Source organism: Chelatococcus reniformis (genome assembly GCF_014640075.1).
Taxonomy (GTDB): Bacteria; Pseudomonadota; Alphaproteobacteria; order Rhizobiales; family Beijerinckiaceae; genus Camelimonas; species Camelimonas reniformis.
In genome coordinates, this window is sequence record NZ_BMGG01000009.1 from 356,916 (window position 1) to 381,328 (window position 24,413).

The following is a 24,413-nucleotide window of genomic DNA, read 5'->3' on the forward strand; positions in this document are numbered from 1 at the left end:
GTGAATGACTCACATTCCGCATGGGTTGTTCGGTAGCGGCGGCATAATCAGTCATGTCTTGGCCGCTTCGCGCACCGCGGCGATGAATGCGGCGACCGCCGCCGATCGATGGCGGTGGGGCGGGTAGTAGAGCGCGAACCCAGGGAAGGCCGCCGAATAGTCCGTCAGAAGCGGCACGAGCCTGCCGTCCTCCACATACGGCCGAACCTCGCTCTCGACCCAGAGCGCGATACCCGCGCCGGCAATGGCGGCGTCCAGCGCCGCCCGCTGATCGTTGAAGGTCAAGGGGCCGGACACCGGGACGGAGAACCAGACGCCGTTTTCGGCAAACTCCCAGTTGTAGAGGGCATCATGGCCCGGCCACCGAAAACAGATACACAGATGATCGCGTAGCGCGCGAGGATGGTGCGGCAGGCCATGCCGATTGAGATAGCTGGGTGCGGCGACGGCGATCTGGCGTATGGCGGGCTGCAGCGGAAAGGCGATCACGTCCTGGTCCAGCATCTCGCCCAAGCGTATCGCCACATCAAAGCGGTTGGAGACGATATCGATGCCGGCATCGTCGATCTGGACCTCCACGCCGATCCGGGGGAAGCGGCGGACGAATTCGGGCAGGAGCGGCCGCAGGAAGAGCTCGTAGCCCAGACGCTGGGCGTGAACGCGCACCGGCCCCGCAACGTCCGCGCCCATGGCGCCGGCTTCGTCGATGGCCGCCTCGATTTCCTCGAACGCCACCCCGAAACGTGCGGCCAGACGTTCGCCCGCCGGCGTCGGGCTGACGCTGCGCGTCGTCCGGTTCAGAAGTTGGACGCCGATATCCCGCTCAAGCCGGCGGATCGTCTCGCTCAACGCGGAGCGAGACACCCGGAGCTCTCTGGCCGCCGCGACAAAGCTGCCATGGTCGATGATGCAACGAAGGGCAAGAAGGTCGGAGTAGTTACCGCTGGTCATGATATATCGTCACAGCTGTCGGCCAAACCGATCGCCACCTTCACTGGTCAGCCGGGGCGCAATCAAGGCGAGAACGGCGGGGATTCACCACGACACTATCCCTTCCGGCGCTCTAGCGGAGCCGCCGTCATGGCGGACCACGGTATGACTGTCGCAGCCCCAATTGATGGCGATCAGGGGCGACCACCGCCGGCGCTCACGCCGAGAAGCGGGCGTGCGCGGATATAGCGTCGCCTAGACCGGCGAATTGCCGCGATTGTCTGGCCCTCGCAACCTCCTCGACCATGGCGACGACCGCATTCGCCAATTCCCCATCATGATGGGAAACGCGGATATGAATCCGGGGCAGGGCGGGCAAGCCAGCGGTCTTCGGCACCTCGACAAGTTCGCCCTGGGCCAAAGACAGCGGCAGCGGGGCAACGGCCAGGTCGGCCCGCAAGGCCGCAGCCTGCCCCAGCAGCGTGTCACTGTCGTACGCGATCCGGTACGACCGCCCCGAGGCATCCAGTGCCTTGAGCGCGGCGGCGCGCCACGTGCATCCCGCCGCCGCCACGGCCAGCGGCAGGGGATCGTCCGAGGCGGCGCGACCGCCGCGCGCCATGAGCCAGACCAGCGGTTCGGACCAAATCTTGCGGGCGGCCACGGCCGGCGATCCGACTTCGTTGAAGAGAACGACATCGCTCTGCCCTGCCGAAAAGCCATTCCTGACCTCAGCCGATGCGCCGAGCCGCACGTCGACGCGGATGCGCGGATAGCGCTCCGCCACCCGGCGCAGCAGGGCCGGCACCAGTGAAATGCCAAGATCATGCGGTGCCGCGAGCGTCAATCGCCCTTCAAGGGCAGATCCGCGAAACAAGGTCAATGTCTCGTCATTGAGCGACAGGAGATGGCGCGCCTGCGGCAGCAGCAGCTCGCCGTGCTCGGTCAGCGCCACCCGCCGTGCGTTCCGTTCCAGCAACCTGTAGCCAAGCACCTCTTCGAGCTTGCCGATCTGCAGGCTGACCGCAGACGGCGACAGGCTGACCCTCGCCGCCGCATGCCGGAACGACCCCGTGTCGTGGATGGCCACGAAGCTGCGCAAGGCGTCGAGGCTCATGGTCCGGGCCGGCCCGGCAGGATGAATGGTTGAGAATTTCTGATTCATACGGCCATTTAATATCGTTTTTATAATCCATTGTCGCCCCCTATGGTTCGGCCAGCCCATGGAGGCGCCCATGACTTCGTCTCGCAGCGTTGCCCTCGGCCTGTTCTGGGCCGCTGCGGCGATCCTCATCTGGTCCGGTTCGCTCGTCCTGCTTCGCCTGGGGGTCACCACCGGCCTGACGGCCTATGACCTGACGGCGCTGAGGTTCGGCGTGGCCGGGGCGCTGCTGCTGCCGGTGCTGATCCGGAGAGGCGCAGGCGCCGGCAGGCCGGGCCCGATCAGCGTGCTCCTGATGATCACGCTGTTCGGAGCGCCCTATGTCCTGCTGCTATCGCTGGCGGTGAAGACCGCCCCAGCTGCGGCGGCGGGCGCTCTCAACCCGGGTGTCATGGCGATCGCCGCGGCGCTCATGGCCCGCGTGTTCTACGGCGAAGCGCTGGGGCCGGCGCGCCTGTTCGGCATTGCCTTGACGGCGCTGGGTGTTGCGGCCTTCCTCCGCGGAGAAGACGTCGGGTTCGGCCACGCTGTCCTATTGGCCACGGGCGTCATGTGGGCAGGCTACGCGGCCATCATGCGGTCCCGGCGCGTGCCGGCCCTCACCGCGACAGCTTTCATCGCCGTCGGGTCCGCCGCGCTCTATCTGCCGGTCTATGTCCTGGCGCTGCCCAAGCAGATCGCCGGCGTGCCGGTGCTGACCATCGTGCTGCAGGCGGCCTTCCACGGCGTTCTGGTGACCACCATCGCCGTCTACGCCTTCAGCCGCTCGGCAGAGCTGCTGGGTCCTGCCGCGGGAACCAGCCTGCCTGCCCTGATCCCGGTGGCGACGCTTGGCCTCGACGTCCTCGTGCTGGGAGAAGCGCCGGACGCGGGAAGCATCGCGGGCGCAGGCCTGGTGACCTTCGGGCTCGCCTTTGTCCTGGCGGGAAGAGCGTTTGCGCGAGGGCTGCGCACCAAGCTGATCGTGGGGCGGTGACGGCGTTTCATTTTCGCGCCGCAAGCTGTTCACGGTTAATCGAGGTAGATATCCGTCGCGCCGCGCCTTTAGTTAGTAATGACCAAGCAAATGAACTTGATAGAGATGGCAGCATTCGTTCTGGTCCATGGCGCGTTCCAGGGGGACTGGGTTTAGGCGCGCGTGGCCCGTCTCCTGCGCGAGGCGGGGCACGAGGTGTACACGCCGACGTTGACCGGGCTTGGCGAGCGCGCCCACCTGGCGGATCGCGCCATCAACCTCGACACGCATATTCAGGACATTGCAAATGTCTTCAAATATGAAGGCATCACCGATGCGATCCTGTGCGGCCACTCCTACGGCGGCATGGTGATCACTGGCGCTGCCCATGAGATCGGCAAGCGCGTCCGTGCGCTCGTCTACATCGACGCTTATGCCTCGGCCGATCGCCAGTCCCTCGTCCACATCACCGGCGCCGAAACCGGCTTGGCCTTTCTCGACCAGGCGAACGGACACAGTGGCATGATCCCGCCCATTCCTGCGGCCGTCTTCAACGTGAATGCGGCCGATGCGGCCTGGGTGGATGCGATGTCGGTGCCGCAGCCGCTGGCGACCTTCGTCCAGGGTGTGGCGCCCCCGACACGCCTCGACCGTGACGCCTCGCCCCCGGTTGGCGGCGCTCAGGGCCGCTCGGCCAGGAACTCCAGCACCGCCGCCTTGTAGGTCTTGTCGCCCACGGCGAGGTTGTGGTCGCGGCCGACGATGTCGAAGGCGCGCGCATTCGGCATGAGGGCCGCGAGCTCGTGCGGGGAGCCGGCGATGTCGTCCTTGGTGCCCACCGCGATCAGGGTTGGCACGCCGATCTGGTAGGCCTCGTCGCGGGTAAGCGTCTGCCGGGTGCCGCGCATGCAGGCGGCGAGTGCCTTGAGGTCGCTGCGCGTCTGCTCGGCGAAGGAGCGGAACATGCGCTGCTGGGGGTCGGTGAGGCCCTCGGCGGAGGGCGCCTCGAGCGCATCGGCGATGCCCACGGGCAGGCCGACCCCGTCGACGAGGCGGATGCCGAGGCCGCCGAGCACCGCCGAGCGTACCCGGTCGGGGTGGTGCAGGGCGAGGTGGGCGGTGATGCGCGCACCCATCGAATAGCCCATGACGTCGGCCCGCTCGATACCGAGGTGGTCGAGCAGGTTGCGGCAGTCCTCGGCCATCAGCTCGGAGGCGTAGCGGGCCGGCTCGTAGAGCTTCTGGCTTTCGCCGTGCCCGCGGTTGTCGAGCGCGACGACGCGGAAGCCCGCCCGGTGCAGGGTCGTGCTCCAGCTCGGATAGACCCAGTTGACCGAATGGTTGGAGGCAAAGCCGTGGACGAGCAGGATCGGATCGCCGGCGGCGCCCTCGGGCGCGGGCCGATCGATGAAGGCGATGTCGACGCCGTTGGAGCTGAAGTGGAGCATTGCGCTCAGCTAAGGCAGGCCAGCTGGGACGGCAAGCGCACGGTTGCGCCGCACGTTGCGGCGTTGTCGCGCGGCGGGGCAGGGCGTAGGCTCCCGCGCGCATCGGGGATGCGCGTCGTGCGTGGGGCAAGCCCGACAATGGGGGGCGCACGGCTGCCGAATCGGGGGATGAGCATGGCGGCAATCATGGTCGGGTTGCGGGCGGCGCGGGCGTGCGCCGCCGCCGCGCTGGTGCTTGCCGTGGCGTTCGCCCGGCCCTCCGGCGCCGCGGCGGAGGACGGCGTGACGACGGACCGGATCCTGTTCGGCCAGGCCGCCGTGCTCGAGGGGCCGGCGCGTGGCCTCGGCCAGGGCATGCGCACGGGGTTGCTGGCCGCGTTCGCGGAGGTGAACGCCGCGGGCGGCATCCATGGCCGCATGCTCGAGCTCAAATCCGTGGACGACGGCTACGAGCCGGACCGGGCGATCGCCGCCGCCAAGCAGCTGATCGGCGCCGACCATGTGTTCGCGCTGATCGGCGCGGTCGGTACGCCGACCTCCGCTGCCACCAAGCCGATCGCCGCGCAGGCGGGCGTGCCCTTCATCGGCGCCTTCACCGGCGCGGAGCTGCTGCGCACGCCGTTCCAGCGCGGCGTCGTCAACGTGCGCGGCTCCTATGTCCAGGAAACCGAGGAGATGGTGAAGCGGCTCACGGGCGACCTCGACATGACGCGCATCGCCATCCTCTACCAGGACGACGCCTTCGGCCGCGCCGGCTATGACGGCACCGTCCGTGCGCTCGCCAAGCGCAACCTGAAGCTGGTGGCCGAGGGCACCTTCGAGCGCAACACCACGGCGGTGCGCGCCGGGCTGCTGCAGGTGCGCCGGGCCGATCCGCAGGCGGTGATCGTGATCGGCCCCTACCAGCCGGTGGCGGAGATCGTGCGCCTGGCCAAGCGTGTGAAGCTCGATGCGGCGATGCTGACGGTGAGCTTCGTCGGCGCCGACAGCCTCGCCCAGGAGCTCGGGCCGGAGGGCGACAATGTGGTCGTCACGCAGGTGATGCCCTTCCCCCACGATCGCTCCATCAAGATCGTCGCCAGCTACCTCGACGCGCTCAAGCGGTCGTCGCCCGAGGCGGAGCCCGGCTATGTCTCGCTCGAGGGCTATGTCGTCGGCCGCATGGTCATCGACGTCCTGAAGCGCACCGGCCCGGACGTCACGCGCCAGGGATTTCTCGACACCATCTACGCGCAGCCGCAGTTCGATCTCGACGGGCTGCGCCTCACCTTCGGCCCTGCCGACAACCAGGGCATGGACGAGGTCTACCTGACGATGCTCAAGGGCGGGCGGGTGGTGCCGGTCGCCGATCTCAGCGGATGGCGCAAGTGAAGGCCATCGCCGAGGCCCTGGGCGGGCCCCAGCCGCGCCGCCGCTGGTACGAGAGCATCGCCGGCCGTCTGCTGCTGGCCTTCGCGCTGATTTCGGCGCTGACCGTGGTGGCCACCATCGTCGCCTGGGTGCGCCTCACCGACCTCGGCCGCGTCATCGACCGGCTGACCGGCCGCAGCCTGCCTGCCGTCAGCCTCTCGCTGGAGCTGGAGACCGCGACGGCACAGGCGGTGGCGGGCGCCGCGGAGCTGGCCCGTGCGACGGGCGACAGTCAGCGCACGGCGCGGCTGGCGACGCTCCGGGCCCAGACGGCGGAGGTGGGGCGGCTGCTCGACCAGCTTCAGCGCACCGCCGGCATGTCGCCCCAGGTCGGGCGGCTGCGGCCGCTGGTCGAGGACATCGCCGGCGAGACGGCCCGTCTCGACGAGACGGTGCAGCAGAAGGTGGCCATCGCCGTCAGGCGCGCCGCAGCGACGGCGGCGGTGACGCCGGCCACCGATGCGCTGTCGCGCCTGCTGGCGCCGCTCGCCGACGAGATCATCTTCGACGTGACGCTGACGCTGGAGGATGTCGCGAAGGGGCGCAGCCAGGCGGTCGAGGGCATCAGCACCGACCAGCTGCCGCTGCTGCAGGCGATCTACGAGGCGCGCACTACCATCGCCACCGTCGCCACCCTGCTGAAGCAGGTGCCGACGGTGGAGGAGCCGGAGCTGCTGGTGCCGTTGCAGGACCAGTTCCGCGCCGCGGGCGACCGGCTGTGGCGCAGCCTGGACATGGTGGCCGCCAAGTCGAAGGTCGCCGCCGAGCGCTTCCAGCAGGTCAGGGGCGCCGTCGACGGTCTGCTCCGCCTCGGCGAAGGGCAGGGCGGCCTGTTCGATCTGCGCCGGGCCGAGCTCGCTGCCCAGGCGGCGGCGACGGTGCGGCAGGCCGCCTTCCAGGCGATCGGCCGCCGGCTGAGCGACGATGTGACCAACCTCGTCGGCGCCGCCGAGACCGAGGCGGGCGAGGCCTCGGCCGCGACCGTGCAGGGCATTCGCGCCAGCCGCCTGTGGCTGCTCGTCATCGCCGGCCTCAGCCTGGCGCTGGGCATCCTCGTCGTCTGGCTGTTCGTGATCCGCTACATGGTGCACCGGCTGGTCGAGCTCGCCGGCAGCATGCTCGCCATCGCGCAGGGCGACCTCGCCGCGCCGATCCCGCCGGCGCGGCCGGACGAACTCGGCGACATGAGCCGGGCGCTGACGGTGTTCCGCGACAACGCCCGCGAGATCCACACGGCGCGCGACGAGGCGGAGCGCGCGCGCGCCGCGGCCGAGGAGGCCTCGCGCACCAAATCGTCCTTCCTCGCCAACATGAGCCACGAGCTGCGCACGCCGCTCAACGCCATCATCGGCTACAGCGAGATCCTGCTGGAGGACGCCGTCGACCGCGGCGACGAGGACAGCCAGCCCGACCTGCGCAAGATCCAGACCGCGGGCAAGCACCTGCTCGGGCTGATCAACGACATCCTCGACCTGTCGAAGATCGAAGCGGGGCGGCTCGACATCTACCTGGAGGACGTCGACGTCCAGAAGCTGGTCGGCGACGTCTCCACCCTGGTCCAGCCGCTGATGCAGGCGAACCAGAACCGCCTGGTGATCGACTGCCCGGCGGACATCGGCGCCATGTCGACCGACCTGACCAAGGTCAGGCAGAGCCTGCTCAACCTGCTGTCCAACGCCGCCAAGTTCACCAAGGCCGGCGACGTGAAGCTCGATGTGACGGCGGAGCCCGGGCCGGACGGCGTGCGCCGCATCCGCTTCGCCGTCACCGACAGCGGCATCGGCATGAGCGAGGAGCAGATGGGCCGGCTGTTCCAGGCCTTCACCCAGGCCGATTCGTCGACCACCCGCAACTACGGCGGCACCGGCCTCGGCCTCACCATCACCAAGCACTTCTGCGTCATGCTGGGCGGCTCGATCGATGTGACGAGCGTGCCCGGCACGGGTTCCACCTTCACCATCGTGCTGCCCGACACCGGCGCCGCCGCCCCCGCGGCCGCGCCGGGGCGCTCACCGATCGCCGGCCGTGCGGCAGCGGCCACCGGGCCGACGGTGCTGGTGGTCGACGACGATCCGGTGGTGCACGACGTGCTGACGGCGACCCTGGTGCGCGACAACTACCGCATCCTGCACGCGCGCAACGGCGAGGAGGCGATGCGCATCGCCCGCGCCACGCCGCCGGACGTCATCACCCTCGACGTGGTCATGCCGCGCGTCGACGGCTGGTCGGTGCTCGGCATGCTCAAGTCCGATCCGATGCTGGCACCGATCCCGGTGATCATGATCAGCATCGTCGACGACCGGGCGCTGGGCTATTCGCTCGGCGCCTCGGAGTTCATGACCAAGCCCATCGACCGCCAGCGCCTGCTCACCGTGCTTCGGGCCGTCGTCGACAAGCCGCGCGGCGGCCTCGTGCTCGTCGTCGACGATGCGCCCGAGGTGCGCGAGTTCATCCGCCACGTGGTGGAGAGCACCGGCCTCAAGGTGGCGGAGGCGGTCAACGGCCAGGAGGCGCTGGCCTGGCTGGAGGCCAACGGCAACCCGTCGCTGATCCTGCTCGACCTGATGATGCCGGTGATGGACGGCTTCGCCTTCCTCGACGCCATGCGCGCCACACCGGCGCGCCTGGACGTGCCGGTGGTGGTGTTGACCGCCAAGGAGCTGGCCGACGAGGAGCGCACCTTCCTGGCCGAGCGGACCATGCATGTGTTCACCAAGGGCATGCAGTCGGGCCAGAGCCTGGCCGCGGCCCTCGCCGCCATTGTCGCGCGCCGGCCGGAGCGGGCCGCCGAGTGAGCGCACCTTCGCGCGACGGAGCCTTCGAGGAGACGATGACACGGATTTTGCTGGTCGAGGACAACGAGATGAACCGGGACATGCTGTCCCGCCGCCTGGCGCGTCAGGGCTTCGAGGTGGCGATCGCCGTCGACGGGCAGCAGGGCGTCGACATGGCGCGCGCCGACCGGCCGGACCTGATCCTGATGGACATCAGCCTGCCGGTGCTCGACGGCTGGGAGGCGACGCGCCTGCTCAAGGAGGATGGCGCCACCAGCGCCATCCCGATCATCGCGCTCACCGCCCACGCCATGGCGCAGGACCGTGAGAAGGCGCTGGCGATCGGCTGCGACGACTTCGACACCAAGCCGGTGGAGCTGCCGCGGCTGCTCGAGAAGATGCGCGCCCTGCTGGGCGTCGCGGGGGCGGCGTGAGCTCAACACCCGCTCCGGACGGCGCCCGCCGGGCCCTGCTCGCCCACCTGCGCCAGGAGTTCAGCGCCCCGGCCAACGCCATCGCCGGCTATGCCGAGATGATGGTGGAAGATGCCGACCGCGCCGGCTACGCCGACGCCAAGGCGGATCTCGTGCGCATCCTCAGCGCCGCGGGATCGCTGCAGGGGCTGCTCGCCGATCTGCTCTCGGGCGAGGGCGGCGACGGGCTCGACGTCGCCAAGGTTCGCCACGACCTGCGCACGCCGATCAACGCGATCAAGGGCTACGGCGAGATGCTGCTGGAGGATGCGGCCGACGGCGCCTATCCGGAGTTGATCGACGATCTGACCGGCGTGCTCGCCGCGGCCGACGACATGCTGCGCCGCATCGACGAGCTGGTGAGTTTCGCCAGCGGGGGGCAGGGCGCCGCGGGCGATCTGGGCGCGGAGCTTGCGGGCGGCGCACTGGGGCTCGGGTCCGCTTCCACCCTGGCGCCGCTCCAGGACATGCTGTCGCCCCGTCCCCCCGGGCCGGGCGCCCACGCGGGAAAGATCCTCGTCGTCGACGACAACGGCCTCAACCGCGACGTCATCGGCCGCCGCCTGCGCCGCGAGGGCCATGAGGTGGAGCTGGCCGAGAACGGCACCGCAGCCCTGGCGGCGATCGCCGCGCGGCCGTTCGACCTGGTGCTGCTCGACCTGATGATGCCCGACATCACCGGCTATGACGTGCTGACTCACCTCAAGGCGGACGCGCGTACCCGCCACATCCCGGTCATCATGATGTCGGCGCTCGATGCCATCGACAGCGTCGTGCGCTGCGTGGAAGCCGGCGCGCTCGACTACCTGCCCAAGCCCTTCGACACGACGCTGCTGCTGGCCCGCATCGCCGCGGCGCTCGACACCAAGTTCCTGCGCGACCGCGAGCAGCTGATGCTGAGCGAGCTGGAGCGCGAGCGCGACAGGAGCGAGCGGCTGCTGCTCAGCGTGCTGCCGGCGGCGGTGGTGGAGCGCATCAAGCAGGGCACCTCGCTGATCGCCGACCTGGTGCCCGAGGCGACGATCCTGTTCGCCGACATCGACAATTTCACCCCCATGGCCGGCCGGCTGGAGCCCAGCGTCCTCGTGCAGCTGCTCAACACCGTGTTCTCCGCCTTCGACCGCCTGGTCGACCGATTCGGCGCCGAGAAGATCAAGACCATCGGCGACGCCTACATGGTGGCGGTGGGGCTGCCGCAGCCGCGCGCCGACCACGCGCCGGCGGCGGCGCGCCTCGCCCGGGCCATGCTCGACGAGCTGCCGGGCCTGAGCGTCGCCTGCGGGCAGCCGCTCGGCATCCGCATCGGGCTGCATTCCGGGCCCGTGGTGGCCGGAGTCATCGGCGAGCGCAAATGGGCCTACGACGTCTGGGGCGACACCGTGAACATCGCCAGCCGCATGGAATCCCACGGGCTTGCCGGCCGCATCCACCTGTCCCAGACGACGCAAGGGCTGCTCGCCGGGCGCTTCGCCGTGGAGCCGCGCGGGCCGATGCCGATCAAGGGCGCCGGGCTGATGAGCACCTTCTTCCTGGGCCCTGAGCAGGCCGTCTGAGCTGCGCCCCGCGGTGCCGTCCGCGCGAGCGCGTCCTGATCGGGAATGCTCTTCGTCGCTCATCGCGGTGAACTTGGGCCTTGACCCGACCATCCATCGGATCGAAATCCAAGCCCGTCACCGGAGCCCGATCGGACACGATCCCCGTGGTGGGCCACACGGCGTCGCTCGGCCCGGTGACGGGCTGGCATGCGGGCCACACCGCTGCTAGGCTGGCGCCAACTTGCGTAGCGTGGGCGGCTGCGCCGAAGGGTGTGTCAGTGTCGGCGAGTGACGAAGCAGGCGCCGCGGAGATTCGGGCCGATAGTGCTGCCGCGCCGGCATCGCCTGAGGCGTCGCTTGCCTTTGATGGCGCGACCGGCCCCGCCGTGGGGTTGCTGTCGTCCGCCAGCCGGGGCTATGCCGGGCGCGAGCGCTGGCCGGTGCCCGCGCGCGGCGTCGCCTACGGCGCGCTCGACCTCGGTACCAACAACTGCCGCCTGCTCATCGCCGAACCGGCCGAGCCGCATTTCCGCGTCGTCGACGCCTTCTCCCGCATCGTGCGCCTGGGCGAGGGGCTCGGCGCCGCCGGCCGCCTCGGGGAGGGCGCCATCGAGCGCGCCATCGAGGCGCTCAAGGTGTGCCGGGCCAAGATGGATCTGCGCGGGGTCTCGCGCGCCCGGCTGATCGCCACCGAGGCCTGCCGGGCGGCGACCAACGGGGAGGCCTTCGTCGCCCGCGTCGAGCGCGAGACGGGCCTGGCCCTCGAGGTGGTGGACCGCAAGACCGAGGCGTTCCTGGCCGTGTCGGGCTGCGCCAGCCTGGCCGATCCCGGCGCCCACGCCGCGCTCGTCTTCGACATCGGCGGCGGCTCCACCGAGGTCGCGTGCCTGCTCGGGCCGCGCATCGGCGCCGCGGCCGACCCGTGCGAGCGCATCGAGGACTGGGTGTCGCTGCCGGTGGGCGTGGTCACTTTGGCCGAGCGCTACGGCGGCTACGACGTGACGCCGGCGGTCTACGAGGACATGGTGGGCGAGGTGATGGACCTCCTGGCGCCGTTCCGCGCTCGCGTGGGCTGGGCCGCCCGCCGCCGCGGCTTCCACCTGCTCGGCACCTCCGGCACCGTCACCACCATCGCCGGCGTGCACCTGCGGCTGCCGCGCTACGACCGCCGCCGCGTCGATGGGCTGTGGATGTCGGACCGGCAAGTCGACCGGGTAGTCTGGCGGCTGCGCCAGGCCGGCTATCCCGAGCGCGCCGCCAATGCCTGCATCGGCCGCGATCGGGCAGACCTGGTCCTTGCCGGCTGCGCCATCCTCGACGGCCTGCGCCGCTCGTTCCCCTCGCCGCGCCTGCGCATCGCCGACCGCGGCCTGCGTGAGGGCATCCTGATGGCGCTGATGCGCGCCGACGGCGTCTGGCGCCAGGGCCGGCCGTCGTGAGCGAGGCCTCGCGCGGCGGCGCCCGCAGCCTGAAGGTCCGGCTGAAGACCGCCAAGAAGCGTTCGACGGCCTCGCAGAAGTGGCTTGAGCGCCAGCTCAACGACCCCTATGTGGAGCGCGCCAAGCGCGAGGGCTGGCGCTCGCGCGCCGCCTTCAAGCTGATCGAGATCGACGACAAGTACCGTCTCCTGAAGCCCGGCCAGCGCATCGTCGACCTCGGTGCGGCCCCCGGCGGGTGGTCGCAGGTGGCGGCCAGGCGCATCGGCGCCGCCGACGGCAAGGGCCGCATCGCCGCCATCGACCTCCTGGCCATGGACCCGGTGCCGGGCGTGGAGGCTTTGCAGCTCGACTTCCTGGCGCCCGAGGCGCCGGAGAAGCTGATCGCCATGCTCGGCGGCCCGGCCGACGTGGTGCTGTCGGACATGGCCGCCAACGCCACCGGCCACAAGAAAACCGACCACCTGCGCATCGTCGGCCTCGCCGAGGTGGCCATCGACTTCGCCCGCCAGGTGCTGGCGCCGGGCGGCGCCTTTCTCGCCAAGGTGCTGCAGGGCGGCACCGAGCACACCCTGCTCGCCGACCTCAAGCGCGACTTCGCCACGGTCCGCCACGTCAAGCCCGCGGCCAGCCGCGCCGATTCCGCCGAACTCTATGTGCTGGCGACCGGGTTTCGGGGGCGCGGCCTCGTCACGACGTCCGCCGACGACGAGGCGGCGCCGGATTCCTGAGTCGATGAATGGCCGGGCTTGACCCGACCATCCATCCAAAACCGACAATCCCCTCACGTCTCGCCGGCGGTGGGGTGCTGCTGCACCGCCTCGGCGGTGAGGCGGCGGGCGCCGCCGGGGGCGGCGACGCGCTCGCGCGGCACGTGGCCGGAGACCTCGGTGCCGGCGTCGCGGGCGAGGAACAGGGTGACCAGGGCGGAGCTCGCCGACACCGCCGCCACCACCACGAAGGCCGGCCAGAAGTCCTCCGTGCGGATCTCCGTATGGCCGCTGAGGTCCGACGCGAATTGCAGCACCAGGGCGCCGAGCGCCACGCCGAACGACAGCGACAGCTGCTGGGCGACGCTCGACAGGCTGGTGGCATAGCTCATGTCGCGCGGCTCCACGTCGGCGTAGCCGATGGCATTGATGGCGGTGAACTGGAGCGAGCGCAGGCAGCCGCCGGCGAACAGCACGGCGAGCATCAGCGTCATCGACGTCGTGGGCGTGAAGAAGCCGTAGATGGCCAGCGTCGCCGAGGCCAGTACCGCATTCACCGTCAGTACGGTGCGAAAGCCGTAGCGGCGCAGAACGCGCGTGGCGAGCGTCTTCATGAACAGCGCCCCGACTGCCGAGATGAAGGTGATCAGGCCCGACTGCACCGGGCTCAGCCCGAAGCCCAATTGCAGCATCAGCGGCAGCAGGAAGGGAATGGCGCCCACGCCGATGCGGAAGAGCGAGCCCGCCACCACGTTGGCGCGGAAGGTGGGGATCTTGAGCAGGTCGAGCTTCAGCAGCGGCGCCGCGACGCGCCGGGAATGCACGTAATAGAGCACCAGCGAGACCGCGCCGGCGACCGCCAGCGCCACCGAAATGCCGGGGGGGATGAGGTGGCGGCCGCCGCTGGCGAAGCCCATCATCAGCGCGGCGAAGCCGAAGCCGGCCAGCACGAAGCCGCCGATGTCGAGGGGCACCACGTCCTCCTCGCGGATGTTCTCGATGAACACGCTGGCGAGCACGATGCCGAGGATGCCGATGGGGATGTTGATGAAGAAGATCCAGCGCCAGTCGAAATAGGTGGTGATGAAGCCGCCGAGCGGCGGCCCGACCACCGGCCCGACCAGCGCCGGCACGGTGAGATAGGCGAGCGCCGAGACGAGCTGCGACTTGGGGATCGAGCGCAGCAGCACCAGGCGGCCCACGGGCACCATCATCGAGCCGCCGATGCCCTGGAGGAAGCGGGCGGCGACGAAGCTGCCGAGCGAGTTGGAGAAGGCGCAGGCGAGCGAGCCGCCCATGAACACGACGATGGCGAGGCGGAACACCGTGCGCGCGCCGAAGCGGTCGGCCATCCAGCCGCTGATCGGGATGAAGATCGCCAGGCTGACGAGATAGGAGGTGAGGGCGAGCTTCAGGGCGATGGGGTCCTCGCCGATGTCGGCGGCGATGGCCGGCAGCGACGTGGCGATGACGGTCGAATCCGTGTTCTCCATGAACAGCGCGCAGGCGACGATCAGCGGAATGAGCATCTGCCGGTCGAGCTTCACCCCGGCCAGCCTGTTGGAGAGCGCCTGCAGCATTCCTAGGGTCCGATCCTCGCGCCCCGGGCGATGACCACGGCCGGGGAGAGCCGGCGCGCGCTCCTTTGCGGCCCGCGGATTGAGCGGGTTGCGGCGCGCTTGGGCATCCCCTGTGGATAGCCGCAACATAGGGACCGGGGTAGGCGCTGCACGGGGCCGCGTCACAGGGCTTTCATGCGCTGGGTGCACACCGGCTGAGACCACCTGGGCTGCGACCGCTTGTGCTTTTGCGCGATGCAAACCGACGTGCTATGGGCCCCCGTCAACTTCGCCCGCGCATCGACGCCCGTTTCCGGGGGGTCGGCGGACCAGGGCGGCCACCATCGGCGATGCCGGATCGGAAGTTGACCATGGCAGAATTCGACACCACCGGGCGCATCCGCGAAGGCCTCACCTTCGACGACGTGCTGCTCCAGCCTGGCCCCTCGGACGTGATGCCGGGCGAGGTCGACGTGGCGACCCGTCTCACCAAGACCATCAAGCTCTACCTGCCGATCGTCTCCTCGGCCATGGACACGGTGACGGAAGCGCCGATGGCCATAGCCATGGCCCAGCACGGCGGCATCGGCGTCATCCACCGCAACCTGGAGCCCGAGCAGCAGGCCGACGAGGTGCGCCGGGTGAAGAAGTTCGAATCGGGCATGGTGGTCAACCCGGTGACCATCCACCCGGACGAGACGCTGGCCGACGCCTTCGCCCTGATGAAGCGCCACGGCATCTCGGGCATCCCGGTGGTGGAGCGCGGGCCGGAGGGCCACAACGGCAAGCTCATCGGCATCCTCACCAACCGCGACGTGCGCTTCGCCAGCAACCTCGGCCAGCCGGTCTCCGAGCTGATGACCAAGGACCGGCTGATCACCGTGCGCGACGGGGTCGGCCAGGACGAGGCCAAGCGCCTGCTGCACCAGTTCCGCATCGAGAAGCTGATCGTCGTCGACGATCACTACCGCTGCACCGGCCTGATCACCGTCAAGGACATCGAGAAGCAGGTCGCCTATCCCAACGCCGCCAAGGACGAGCGCGGGCGCCTGCGGGTCGCCGCTGCCACCACCACCGGCGACGACGGCTTCATCCGCTCCGAGCGGCTGATCGATGCCGGCGTCGACGTGGTGGTGGTCGACACCGCCCACGGCCATTCTCGCCGGGTGCTGGAATCGGTGACCCGCGTCAAGAAGCTCTCCAACGCCGTGCAGGTGATCGCCGGCAACGTCGCCACCAGGTCCGGCGCCCAGGCGCTGATCGATGCGGGCGCCGACGCCATCAAGATCGGCATCGGCCCGGGGTCGATCTGCACCACCCGCGTCGTCGCCGGCGTCGGCGTGCCCCAGCTCACCGCCATCCTCGACGCGGTCGAGGCGGCCTCGGCCCAGGGCATCCCGGTGATCGCCGACGGCGGCATCAAATATTCCGGCGACGTCGCCAAGGCGCTGGCGGCGGGCGCGGAATGCGCCATGGTCGGCTCGCTGCTCGCCGGCACCGAGGAGAGCCCGGGCGAGGTGTTCCTCTACCAGGGCCGCTCCTACAAGGCCTACCGCGGCATGGGCTCGGTGGGCGCCATGGCCCGCGGCTCGGCTGACCGCTACTTCCAGCAGGACATCAAGGACACCCTGAAGCTGGTGCCCGAGGGCGTCGAGGGCCAGGTGCCCTACAAGGGCCCCGTCGCCAACGTGCTGCACCAGCTCGCCGGCGGCCTGCGCGCCGCCATGGGCTACGTGGGCGCGGCGAACCTCGCCGAGCTGCGCGAGAAGTCGACCTTCGTGCGCATCACCGGCGCGGGCCTGCGCGAGAGCCACGTGCACGACGTGACCATCACCCGCGAGAGCCCGAACTACCCCTCGGCGATCTGAACCGGGTAAGGGGAGGGCGCCCCCTTCCGACATCATGGCCGGGTCAAGCCCGACCATGACGGCTGGAGGACGGTTTGCGGGCGCTGGAACACGGCCGCGCCGCCGCTATTGTTCAAAGGCGCCCCGTTTATCAAAAGGCTCCGCGTGCCATGACCGTCCAGGCCGTTCTGCTCCCCGTCTTCGTCCTCGTCGCGCTCACCTTCGCCCTGCTCATCGGGCTGATGCTGGTGCGCGGCCGCGCCATGAAGGGCGGCGACGTCCGCGTCGGCGAGGTCGCCCTCGACGCCGACCGCTGGCCCGAGGATTCGCGCAAGTTCAACAACGCCTACGACAACGTGCTGACGCTGCCGGTGCTGTTCTACGCGCTTGTGATCCTGGCGCTGGTGACGCGCAAGGCCGACTTCCTGTTCGTCGCCATGGAGTGGATCTACGTCGCCGCCCGCGCCGTCCAGATGGGCGTCCACGTCACCACCAACACCGTGCCCCTGCGCGGCGCCGCCTTCGCCGTCAGCACCGTGGTGCTCGGCATCATGTGGATCATCTTCGCCGTGCGCATCCTGGTGTCCTATGGGCCGTGAGTTGTTCCTTGCGATGGATGGCCGGGTCGAGCCCGGCCATGACGGTGGGAAGGTCGCGCCCCGCCTTATGGCGGCATGGCCGGGCTCGACCCGGCCATCCATCCGCTTTGAGGCCCGCCCATGACCCCCGGCGCCCGCATTGCCGCCGCCGTCGAGGTGCTGGACGACATCGCGGAGCGCCGAAGGCCGGCGCCGGATGCGCTGAAGGACTGGGGGCTGAAGCGGCGCTTCGCCGGCGCCAAGGACCGTGCCGCCATCGCTTCGCTGGTCTACGACACCCTGCGCCGCAAGGCCTCGGCCCAGTGGCTGATGGGGGCGCAGACCCCGCGCGCCTCCGTGCTTGGCATGCTCAGGCTCGACCGCGGCCTCGATCTTGCCGCCACGGAAGCCTTGTTCAGCGGCGAGGGCCACGCGCCGCCGTCGCTCACCGGCGAGGAGCGCGAGCGCTTCGCCCACGCCAGCCTCGATGCCGCCCCGCCCGAGGTCGCCGGCGACTATCCGGACTGGCTGACGCCGGCGCTGGCGCAGGCCTTCGGCCCGGACGCGGTGGCCGAGCTCGCAGCGCTCGCCGCCCGCGCGCCTATCGACCTGCGTGCCAACACCTTGAAGGCGACCCACGCCGAGGTGCTGGCCGACCTCATGCACCTCGGCATCGCCGCTGCGCCCTACGCGCCCGAGGGTCTGCGCATACCCGCCCCGCGCGACGGCCGCGGCCCCTCGCTGCAAGGGGAGGAGGGCTTCATCAAGGGCCGGTTCGAGGTGCAGGACGAGGGCTCGCAGCTCGCGACGCTCCTCACGGGGGCCCGGCCCGGCGAACAGGTGGTGGACCTCTGCGCCGGCGCGGGCGGCAAGACCCTGGCGCTCGCGGCCCAGATGGAGAATTCCGGCCAGATCTACGCCACCGACATCGACGGGCGCCGGCTCGCGCCCCTCTATGCCCGCCTGGAGCGGGCCGGCGCCCGCAATGTGCAGGTGCGCGCGCCCAAGGGCCGCTGGCGGCCGGACGGGCCCGATCCGCTGGCCGACCTCGCCGGAGGGATCGACCTGGTGGTGGTGGACGCCCCCTGCACCGGCACCGGCACCTGGCGCCGCAACCCGGACGCCAAGTGGCGCCTGCGGCCCGGCAGCCTCACCGAGCGCCTGCGCGACCAGGAGGTGGTGCTCGACAGGGCGGCGGCCCTGGTGAAGCCCGGCGGGCGCATCGCCTACATCACCTGCTCGCTGCTGCCGCAGGAGAACGAGGAGCAGATCGCAAGCTTTCTCGCCCGCCACGAGGACTTTTCGCCGGCGCCGCTGCCGCCGCTGCCCGGCGGCGCGCCGCACCTGGCGCGCCCGGGCGGCGCCGTGCAACTGACGCCGCGCACCACCGGCACCGACGGCTTCTTCGTCGCCGCCCTGGTGCGGCGGTGATCGCGCTCACGTCGAAAGAGCGCGCTGCACAGAGATTTTTGAGCCGTTGAAGGGATGGATGGTCGGGTCAAGCCCGACCATGGCGGGTAGAGGAGAAAGCTCTTTACCTGCAACGTGATGGTCGGGCTTGACCCGACCATCCATCCTCCTAAAGAGCCTGACCGGTTGCCACTGCCCAAACCGTTGAGATTTCTCTCGTCAACCGCTCAGCCCGGCGTTCGGCTCAAAGAGCGCGCCGGCGGCCTTGCCGGCGGCATAGGCGTCGCCGTGAACATAGCGCCGAGACCTCGCCGCGCGGCTGATGAAGTCAAGCCCCAGCTTGGCGAATTCGTCGTCCACGACGGCGTGTTTGGCGACGACGAGGTCGAAGCCGGGGCGCCTGGAGGTGGAGCTCCGACGGGCGGCCTTGAGCGTGCCGAGCTTGGCGGATATGCCGCTGGCGAGGCCCACTTGGAACGAATAGAGTGCGGTTCGGCGATCGCCGCCACGCAGTGACTGATAGATTTCGCCACGCCGGAAGGCCATGCCTTCAGTCTCGAATGTGACTTCGATCAACTCGTGCAGGAAGCGCGCGGCTTCGACATCGGCCTTGAGGCCGAAGAACACGTAGCGCAATGCGCTATCGCCGCCGCCTTCCGACCAGGCCCGACAATCACAGAATTCGGCCAGCGACGGCATGCAGGAATCAACTGGAGCGCGACGCTTGCGGCCCGTGGCGATGCTTGCCCCCTCGCAGGTCGAGCCACGCACCGATACCTCGTCGAGGGTCAGATCGTGGCGATCCAGCAGCTCTGCGACTTTGGCGGCGGCGGCCATGGCTTCATCCTCCGTGCAGCCGCGGTCGACGGTCTTGGCGCGGAGGGCCTGGATGCGCTGGATCACCCGGTCGGTCTCCGCCACCGAGGATGCGCTTGCGGCCGCTCTCTCTGAAGCCGAAAAGGCCCATCGCGCGCGCAGCCGCTCGAACAATTCACGTGCGCCGGCCTGCATTGCGCCTTGGGTGACAAAATCCGCGATAGCCGTGGCCGCTTCATCGAGCGCGTCGGCATGCCCTCCCACACCGGCCCGGGCGCGCTGGGCGATCGTCTCCACCTGCAACTCGGCAATCCGTTCAAAGGCCGCCTTGAGCCCCTGCGGCGCGTCCGCGCCGGCCTGGCCGAAATGCCCGCAGGTGTCGACGAGAGTGTCCACGGACGCAAGCCGGCGAGCCTCCAGGACGAGATCCGCTGCCTCGTCCGCCCCGTGATCACCGATCCACCGGCACGCCAGGATTTCGACCGCGGTCATACGCTCATCGACCTCCCCGATCGCGTCGATGAGCGCCGCCTCGTCGACCTGCTGCGGGATGGGGAGGCAACCATGCCGCGCCACATCCCGGTACAGGCTGGCAGCGCAACGGTCACTGAGGGGACGGCCGGGACGGGCAAATTTCGCTGCGGCCGCAACCATCGCCTCGTCCAGCGCGAACAGCGGCGCGATGTGGGCGTGGCGGCCGCTGGTCAGCGGGCAGAGCCGCATGGCCGTCGTCAGGCCGGCCGCCTCGGGGGCTATGTACGTGTCGAGCAGCAGAAGGCTCTCTCCGGTGACGCGATCCTCCAGACGGACCACGTTCGCGTCCTCCCGCCCCACGATCTTGACCACCCGGAATTGCGCCGCCCCGAGGGCTTCGAGCCCTTGGCGCTCCACCTCCGTTTGCGGCCGGCTGCCGCTCCGGTGGCGGTCGATCATGGTCCGGCCGCTGATCGATGGCGCGAACAGCTCCAGATCGGTGGCCATCGCCACGAGGTCGACCCGGGCGCCATCGCTTTCGGGCACATCGGCATGGCCGGCAAACCACCGTCGCAAGGTCTTGAGAAGTGCGCCGCTCGCCACAAGGCGTTCGGCCAACCCGTCGATTTGTCGCGCAATGGACTCTTGAACGGCAAGGTCGGTGTCGATGTCGGCCTGCAGGGGCATCTTCAGGCGGCTCCTTGTCCGCTAAGCCGGTGAATTCGATGAGGAGATTTGACCACGATTCGTCCTCTACGCGTAAGGACGACCTGGCCAGGCGGCACCGACGCCATGCCGGGATCGGCCGCGTCCGCGCGATCGGCTCGACGCGGCGCGGTGCCCACGGCATGATGCGGGCGGCATGGCGTTGACGCGACGCACACGCGCCGCCGCCGATGGCGCGCTATGTTCGCGGTTGCGAACCCCTCGCGCATGGCTTAGCTGACCGCGATGACGGACCTTCCTTCCACCGCCTCCGACACCGCGCTCGCCATCGGCGAGGGCGGCGGCCACGACAAGATCCTGATCGTCGATTTCGGCAGCCAGGTGACCCAGCTCATCGCGCGCCGGGTGCGCGAGGAGAAGGTCTATTCCGAGATCGTGCCCTACCAGAAGGCGGCGGAGGCCTTCGCTGAGATGCGGCCCAAGGCCGTGATCCTCTCCGGCGGCCCGTGCTCGGTCCTCGACGCCGACGCCCCCTCTGCGCCCGCGGAAATCTTCGCGGCCGGCGTGCCGGTGCTCGGCATCTGCTACGGCGAGCAGACCATGGCGGTGCAGCTCGGCGGCACCGTCGAGGGCGGCCACCACCGCGAGTTCGGCCGCGCCGAGGTGGAGGTGGTGGCCCCATCGCCCCTCTTCGACGGCGTCTGGAGGACGGGTGAGCGCTACCCCGTGTGGATGAGCCACGGCGACCGCGTCACCCGCCTGCCCGAGGGCTTTACCGCCATCGCCACATCCGACAACGCGCCCATCGCCGCCATCGCCGACGAGGCGAGGCGCTACTACGCCGTGCAGTTCCACCTGGAGGTGATCCACACCCCGCACGGCGCGGCGCTGATCCGCAACTTCGTGCGCAATATCGCCGGCTGCGCCGGCGACTGGTCGATGCGGGCCTTCCGCGAGGAGGCGGTGGCGCGCATCCGCGAGACGGTGGGGCCGGGCCGGGTGATCTGCGGCCTCTCCGGCGGCGTCGATTCCGCCGTTGCGGCGGTGCTGATCCACGAGGCGCTCGGCGACCAGCTCACCTGCGTGCTCGTCGACCACGGCCTGATGCGCACCGCCGAGGCCGAGCGCGTCGTCACCATGTTCCGCGAGAGCTACAACATCCCCCTCGTCAACGTGGACGCGGAGGCGCTGTTCCTCGGCGCCCTGGAAGGGGTGACCGACCCCGAGCAGAAGCGCAAGATCATCGGCAAGCTGTTCATCGACGTGTTCGAGGCGGAAGCCAAGAAGCTCGCCGACGCCGGCGGCGGCCCGGCCGATTTCCTCGCCCAGGGCACCCTCTATCCCGACGTGATCGAGAGCGTCTCCTTCACCGGCGGCCCCTCGGTGACCATCAAGAGCCACCACAACGTCGGCGGCCTGCCGGCGCGCATGAACATGAAGCTGGTGGAGCCGCTGCGCGAGCTCTTCAAGGACGAGGTGCGCGCGCTCGGCCGCGAGCTCGGCTTGCCCGAGGTGTTCGTGGGCCGCCACCCCTTCCCCGGGCCGGGCCTCGCCATCCGCTGCCCCGGCGCCGTCACCAAGGAGAAGGTGGAGATCCTGCGCAAGGCCGACGCCATCTTCCTGGAGGAGATCCGCCGCGCCGGCCTCTACGACGACATCTGGCAGGCCTTCGCCGTGCTGCTGCCCGTGCGCACCGTGGGCGTGATGGGCGACGGCCGCACCTACGACCACGTCTGCGCCCTGCGCGCCGTGACCTCGGTGGACGGCATGACGGCGGACTTCTACCCGTTCGACATGGGCTTCCTGGGCGCCGTGGCGACGCGCATCGTCAACGAGGTGCAGGGGATCAACCGGGTGACCTACGACATCACGTCGAAGCCGCCCGGGACGATCGAGTGGGAGTGAGGGCGAGAGAAAAGGCGGCTGTCGGCGGTTCTGGAATGTGCGAGCCGAGTAGCTACCGATGCGCGCCGCACATCGTCATGAGCCAGGTGGCGACCCATACTGCTTCGATCTTTCGAGGCCGAACGAGACGGAGGGGTTCGCCATGACGAAGGTGCGCGTCGCAGGCTTTTCGATCTCGCTCGACGGTTTCGGAGCAGGGCCTGAGCAAAGACTTGAAAATCCGCTCGGCAAGCGCGGCGAGGAGCTGCACGAGTGGATGTTCGGTACGCGTATGTTTCGGGCCATGATCGGCCAGGACGGCGGCTCGGACGGCGTCGATCAGGCCTACGCCCATCGATCGATGGACGGGTTCGGCGCGTTCATCCTTGGCCGCAATATGTTCGGGCCGATCCGCGGCTCCTGGCCGGATGAGAGCTGGACGGGCTGGTGGGGCGACAATCCGCCCTATCACGCGCCGACCTTCGTGCTGACGCACCATCCGCGCGATCCGATCGAGATGGACGGCGGCACCACTTTCATCTTCGTGACCGAGGGCATCGAGGCGGCGCTCCAGAAGGCGCGGCTCGCCGCCCAGGGCCGCGACGTGAAGATTGGTGGGGGCGCCGCGACGGTGCGCCAATATCTTCTCGCCGGGCTGATCGACGAACTGCATGTCGCCTTGTCCCCGGTGGTGCTCGGACAGGGTGAAGCGATGTTCGCCGGGATCGACCTGCCGGCGCTCGGCTACCGCGTCACCGAACATCAGGCGACCGATCACGCCACCCACATCGTTCTCAGCCGATAGGGAGCGCCGAAAGGGCCGAGCTGAATACCGATGGATTGTGACAGTGGGACGTCTTGCGAAAGATGAAATGCCCATCTGACATCAAGAGCGGCGCTTATTGACGGTCTGAGTGACGGCCGTTTCGCGAGAGAACGGGATATTCTCCTTATAAGTCAAATGTTTGGATTGATGGCGACAATCGAGTAAAAGTGATTCCAAGCTTTCAGCGACTTTCGCTTGTGACCGCTCCCGCTTTGTGCGATCCGCTTGTCGGCACGGCCATCCGCGCCGGGTCGTGGCGATCCCCGCCGCAGACGATGAAGCAAGGCAGGTCGACTGTGAAACAAGTCGTTCGCGCCGCGGCCGTACAGGCGTCGCCGATCACGCTGGACAGCGCCGCCACCACCGATAAGGCGTGCGACCTGATCCGTGAGGCCGGCAGAAACGGCGCCGAGGTCGTCGTCTTTCCCGAATGTTTCATCTCCGCTTATCCCGCTTGGTTTCAGTTCCTGCCGGCGGGATCGAAGGCGCTGAACGACCTCAACGTGCGCTTGTACAAGAGCGCTGTCGATGTTCCCGGCCCCGAGACGGCCAAGCTCGGCGAGGCCGCGCGCAATGCCAATTGCTACGTGGTGATCGGCGTGTGCGAGCGCTCGCGCACCAACTCCGGCTCCATGTTCAACACCCAGCTCTTCTTCGCGCCCGATGGCCAACTGGTGGGCAAGCACCAGAAGCTCACGCCCACCGGCTACGAGCGGATGGTGCACTGGGGCGGCTGGGGCGACACGCTGACCGTTGTCGACACGCCCTTCGGCCCGCTGAGCGCGTTGTGTTGTTCGGAGAATTCAAATCCGTTGGCGGGTTTCGACATCATTTCGCGTGGGCCGCGCATTCACGCGATGAGCTGGCCGCCGCATTTCATCATGGTCGACAAAGACGCCCCCAATCTGGCTGAGATATCCGTGCTCACCGCCCGGCATTTCGCACTCATGTCGAAAGCGTTCGTCATCAGCGCCTGCGCCGTCATCGACCACGCCTTCTACAAGGAGCTCGCGGCGATGACCGGCAACCCGGAGCAGGACCTGGCCGCTGGCATCGCCGACGGCGGCTCGTCCATCGTGTCGCCGAGCTTGGACGTTGTCGCCGGCCCGCTGACCGGCGGCGCCGAAGGGATTTTGTACGCGGACCTCGATCTCGACCAATGGATCAGCGCGAAGCTGCTCCAGGACTTCGCCGGCCACTACAACCGTCCGGACGTCTTCACCCTGGAGGTCGATCGCGCCGGCGGCCGCTACGAAGACCCGGATGCGGGGCGGCCGCGGCCCAGCGGAGCCTGAGGGAAACGGGTGCCCGCAGCCGGCCGATGTCCTGGCCCGGGGCACCTTCTAGAGCATTTTCGAGCGAAGTGGCCGCCGGTTCGGCGGGCATGAACATGAAGCTGGTGGCGCCGCTGCGAGCTCTTCAAGGACGAGGCGTATGCGCTCGGCCTGCCGGAGGGGTTCGTGGGCCGCCACCCTGTCCCGGGGAAGGGCCTCGCCATCCGCTGCCCGTCATCCGGTCTT

At 69.4% G+C, this 24,413-nt stretch carries 19 protein-coding genes and 1 pseudogene; 15 read left to right on the forward strand and 5 right to left on the reverse strand.

From position 1 onward, the window contains the following. Positions 1-51 precede the first annotated feature (51 nt). Entirely contained in the window at positions 52-951 is a 900-nt protein-coding gene (locus tag IEW34_RS24350; protein ID WP_188611821.1) for a LysR family transcriptional regulator, read from the reverse strand. 196 nt (positions 952-1,147) lie between these two features. Then, positions 1,148-2,095 carry a LysR substrate-binding domain-containing protein gene (locus tag IEW34_RS24355; protein WP_188611822.1) on the reverse strand — a complete coding sequence of 316 codons (948 nt, stop codon included), beginning with the start codon at positions 2,093-2,095 and terminating at the stop codon, positions 1,148-1,150. A gap of 70 nt (positions 2,096-2,165) precedes the next feature. On the opposite strand from IEW34_RS24355, the gene IEW34_RS24360 reads away from it, so the two are divergent. Continuing rightward, on the forward strand, positions 2,166-3,068 hold the full coding sequence (locus IEW34_RS24360; RefSeq protein WP_188611823.1) for a DMT family transporter: 903 nt from the start codon (positions 2,166-2,168) through the stop codon (positions 3,066-3,068). A gap of 162 nt (positions 3,069-3,230) precedes the next feature. Beyond that, positions 3,231-3,770, forward strand: a complete 540-nt coding sequence (locus IEW34_RS24365) for an alpha/beta fold hydrolase (RefSeq protein WP_210324570.1) — start codon at positions 3,231-3,233, stop codon at positions 3,768-3,770. On the opposite strand, the gene IEW34_RS24370 is transcribed toward IEW34_RS24365, so the two are convergent. Next, positions 3,728-4,495, reverse strand: coding sequence for an alpha/beta fold hydrolase (locus IEW34_RS24370; protein ID WP_188611824.1), 768 nt, complete (start codon positions 4,493-4,495; stop codon positions 3,728-3,730). The genes IEW34_RS24365 and IEW34_RS24370 overlap by 43 nt on opposite strands. Positions 4,496-4,669: 174 nt before the next feature. On the opposite strand from IEW34_RS24370, the gene IEW34_RS24375 reads away from it, so the two are divergent. From IEW34_RS24375 to IEW34_RS24400, 6 genes are all read left to right on the forward strand, one after another. After that, positions 4,670-5,866, forward strand: a complete 1,197-nt coding sequence (locus IEW34_RS24375) for an ABC transporter substrate-binding protein (protein WP_373288313.1) — start codon at positions 4,670-4,672, stop codon at positions 5,864-5,866. Further along, a complete protein-coding gene (locus tag IEW34_RS30730) occupies positions 5,854-8,700 on the forward strand; it encodes a response regulator (protein WP_244642176.1) in 2,847 nt (948 codons plus the stop codon). The genes IEW34_RS24375 and IEW34_RS30730 overlap by 13 nt, the downstream gene beginning before the upstream one ends. Positions 8,701-8,735: 35 nt before the next feature. After that, positions 8,736-9,113: a response regulator gene (locus IEW34_RS24385; RefSeq protein ID WP_188611825.1), complete on the forward strand. Its 378-nt coding sequence runs from the start codon at positions 8,736-8,738 to the stop codon at positions 9,111-9,113. Then, positions 9,110-10,705 (forward strand): adenylate/guanylate cyclase domain-containing protein, encoded by a 1,596-nt coding sequence (locus tag IEW34_RS24390; RefSeq protein ID WP_244642177.1) that lies wholly within the window; start codon positions 9,110-9,112, stop codon positions 10,703-10,705. Before IEW34_RS24385 ends, IEW34_RS24390 begins: the two co-directional genes overlap by 4 nt. A 293-nt stretch (positions 10,706-10,998) precedes the next feature. Next, positions 10,999-12,126 carry a Ppx/GppA phosphatase family protein gene (locus IEW34_RS24395; RefSeq protein WP_188611884.1) on the forward strand — a complete coding sequence of 376 codons (1,128 nt, stop codon included), beginning with the start codon at positions 10,999-11,001 and terminating at the stop codon, positions 12,124-12,126. Then, positions 12,123-12,854 (forward strand): RlmE family RNA methyltransferase, encoded by a 732-nt coding sequence (locus tag IEW34_RS24400; RefSeq protein WP_188611826.1) that lies wholly within the window; start codon positions 12,123-12,125, stop codon positions 12,852-12,854. Before IEW34_RS24395 ends, IEW34_RS24400 begins: the two co-directional genes overlap by 4 nt. Positions 12,855-12,907: 53 nt before the next feature. Here the strand turns inward: IEW34_RS24400 and IEW34_RS24405 are convergent, their stop codons facing one another. Beyond that, the gene (locus IEW34_RS24405) at positions 12,908-14,413 is read right to left on the reverse strand and encodes a DHA2 family efflux MFS transporter permease subunit (RefSeq protein WP_244642178.1); all 1,506 of its coding nucleotides are present in this window, start codon (positions 14,411-14,413) and stop codon (positions 12,908-12,910) included. Positions 14,414-14,763: 350 nt separating this feature from the next. Here IEW34_RS24405 and guaB point away from each other — a divergent pair, with 350 nt between their 5' ends. From guaB to IEW34_RS24420, 3 genes are all read left to right on the forward strand, one after another. Next, a complete protein-coding gene (gene guaB / locus IEW34_RS24410) occupies positions 14,764-16,260 on the forward strand; it encodes an IMP dehydrogenase (protein WP_188611827.1) in 1,497 nt (498 codons plus the stop codon). Between the two features lie 149 nt (positions 16,261-16,409). Beyond that, positions 16,410-16,838 (forward strand): MAPEG family protein, encoded by a 429-nt coding sequence (locus IEW34_RS24415; RefSeq protein WP_188611828.1) that lies wholly within the window; start codon positions 16,410-16,412, stop codon positions 16,836-16,838. A 120-nt stretch (positions 16,839-16,958) separates the two neighbouring features. Further along, positions 16,959-18,248, forward strand: coding sequence for an RsmB/NOP family class I SAM-dependent RNA methyltransferase (locus tag IEW34_RS24420; RefSeq protein WP_188611829.1), 1,290 nt, complete (start codon positions 16,959-16,961; stop codon positions 18,246-18,248). 198 nt (positions 18,249-18,446) lie between these two features. On the opposite strand, the gene IEW34_RS24425 is transcribed toward IEW34_RS24420, so the two are convergent. Beyond that, positions 18,447-20,204, reverse strand: coding sequence for a DUF7168 domain-containing protein (locus IEW34_RS24425; RefSeq protein ID WP_188611830.1), 1,758 nt, complete (start codon positions 20,202-20,204; stop codon positions 18,447-18,449). Between the two features lie 255 nt (positions 20,205-20,459). Between IEW34_RS24425 and guaA the strand changes: the two genes are divergently transcribed. The 4 genes and pseudogenes from guaA to IEW34_RS31155 form a co-directional block, all read left to right on the forward strand. Next, entirely contained in the window at positions 20,460-22,088 is a 1,629-nt protein-coding gene (gene guaA, locus IEW34_RS24430; protein ID WP_373288314.1) for a glutamine-hydrolyzing GMP synthase, read from the forward strand. A 142-nt stretch (positions 22,089-22,230) separates the two neighbouring features. Further along, positions 22,231-22,872, forward strand: coding sequence for a dihydrofolate reductase family protein (locus IEW34_RS24435; protein ID WP_188611832.1), 642 nt, complete (start codon positions 22,231-22,233; stop codon positions 22,870-22,872). A gap of 317 nt (positions 22,873-23,189) precedes the next feature. Next, the gene (locus IEW34_RS24440) at positions 23,190-24,188 is read left to right on the forward strand and encodes a carbon-nitrogen hydrolase family protein (protein ID WP_188611833.1); all 999 of its coding nucleotides are present in this window, start codon (positions 23,190-23,192) and stop codon (positions 24,186-24,188) included. 26 nt (positions 24,189-24,214) lie between these two features. Beyond that, positions 24,215-24,401: pseudogene (locus tag IEW34_RS31155) on the forward strand (glutamine-hydrolyzing GMP synthase); the annotation flags it as partial. Positions 24,402-24,413 lie beyond the last annotated feature (12 nt).

What these genes read in the sequence shown, in the direction of transcription:
- IEW34_RS24385 (WP_188611825.1), top strand. Translation starts at nt 8,736, where the DNA reads ATGACACGGATTTTGCTGGTCGAGGACAACGAGATGAACCGGGACATG.
- IEW34_RS24405 (WP_244642178.1), bottom strand. Translation starts at nt 14,413, where the DNA reads ATGCTGCAGGCGCTCTCCAACAGGCTGGCCGGGGTGAAGCTCGACCGG.
- IEW34_RS24360 (WP_188611823.1), top strand. Translation starts at nt 2,166, where the DNA reads ATGACTTCGTCTCGCAGCGTTGCCCTCGGCCTGTTCTGGGCCGCTGCG.
- IEW34_RS24425 (WP_188611830.1), bottom strand. Translation starts at nt 20,204, where the DNA reads ATGCCCCTGCAGGCCGACATCGACACCGACCTTGCCGTTCAAGAGTCC.
- IEW34_RS30730 (WP_244642176.1), top strand. Translation starts at nt 5,854, where the DNA reads ATGGCGCAAGTGAAGGCCATCGCCGAGGCCCTGGGCGGGCCCCAGCCG.
- IEW34_RS24350 (WP_188611821.1), bottom strand. Translation starts at nt 951, where the DNA reads ATGACCAGCGGTAACTACTCCGACCTTCTTGCCCTTCGTTGCATCATC.
- IEW34_RS24435 (WP_188611832.1), top strand. Translation starts at nt 22,231, where the DNA reads ATGACGAAGGTGCGCGTCGCAGGCTTTTCGATCTCGCTCGACGGTTTC.
- IEW34_RS24375 (WP_373288313.1), top strand. Translation starts at nt 4,670, where the DNA reads ATGGCGGCAATCATGGTCGGGTTGCGGGCGGCGCGGGCGTGCGCCGCC.
- IEW34_RS24415 (WP_188611828.1), top strand. Translation starts at nt 16,410, where the DNA reads ATGACCGTCCAGGCCGTTCTGCTCCCCGTCTTCGTCCTCGTCGCGCTC.
- guaB (WP_188611827.1), top strand. Translation starts at nt 14,764, where the DNA reads ATGGCAGAATTCGACACCACCGGGCGCATCCGCGAAGGCCTCACCTTC.
- IEW34_RS24355 (WP_188611822.1), bottom strand. Translation starts at nt 2,095, where the DNA reads ATGAATCAGAAATTCTCAACCATTCATCCTGCCGGGCCGGCCCGGACC.
- IEW34_RS24420 (WP_188611829.1), top strand. Translation starts at nt 16,959, where the DNA reads ATGACCCCCGGCGCCCGCATTGCCGCCGCCGTCGAGGTGCTGGACGAC.
- IEW34_RS24370 (WP_188611824.1), bottom strand. Translation starts at nt 4,495, where the DNA reads ATGCTCCACTTCAGCTCCAACGGCGTCGACATCGCCTTCATCGATCGG.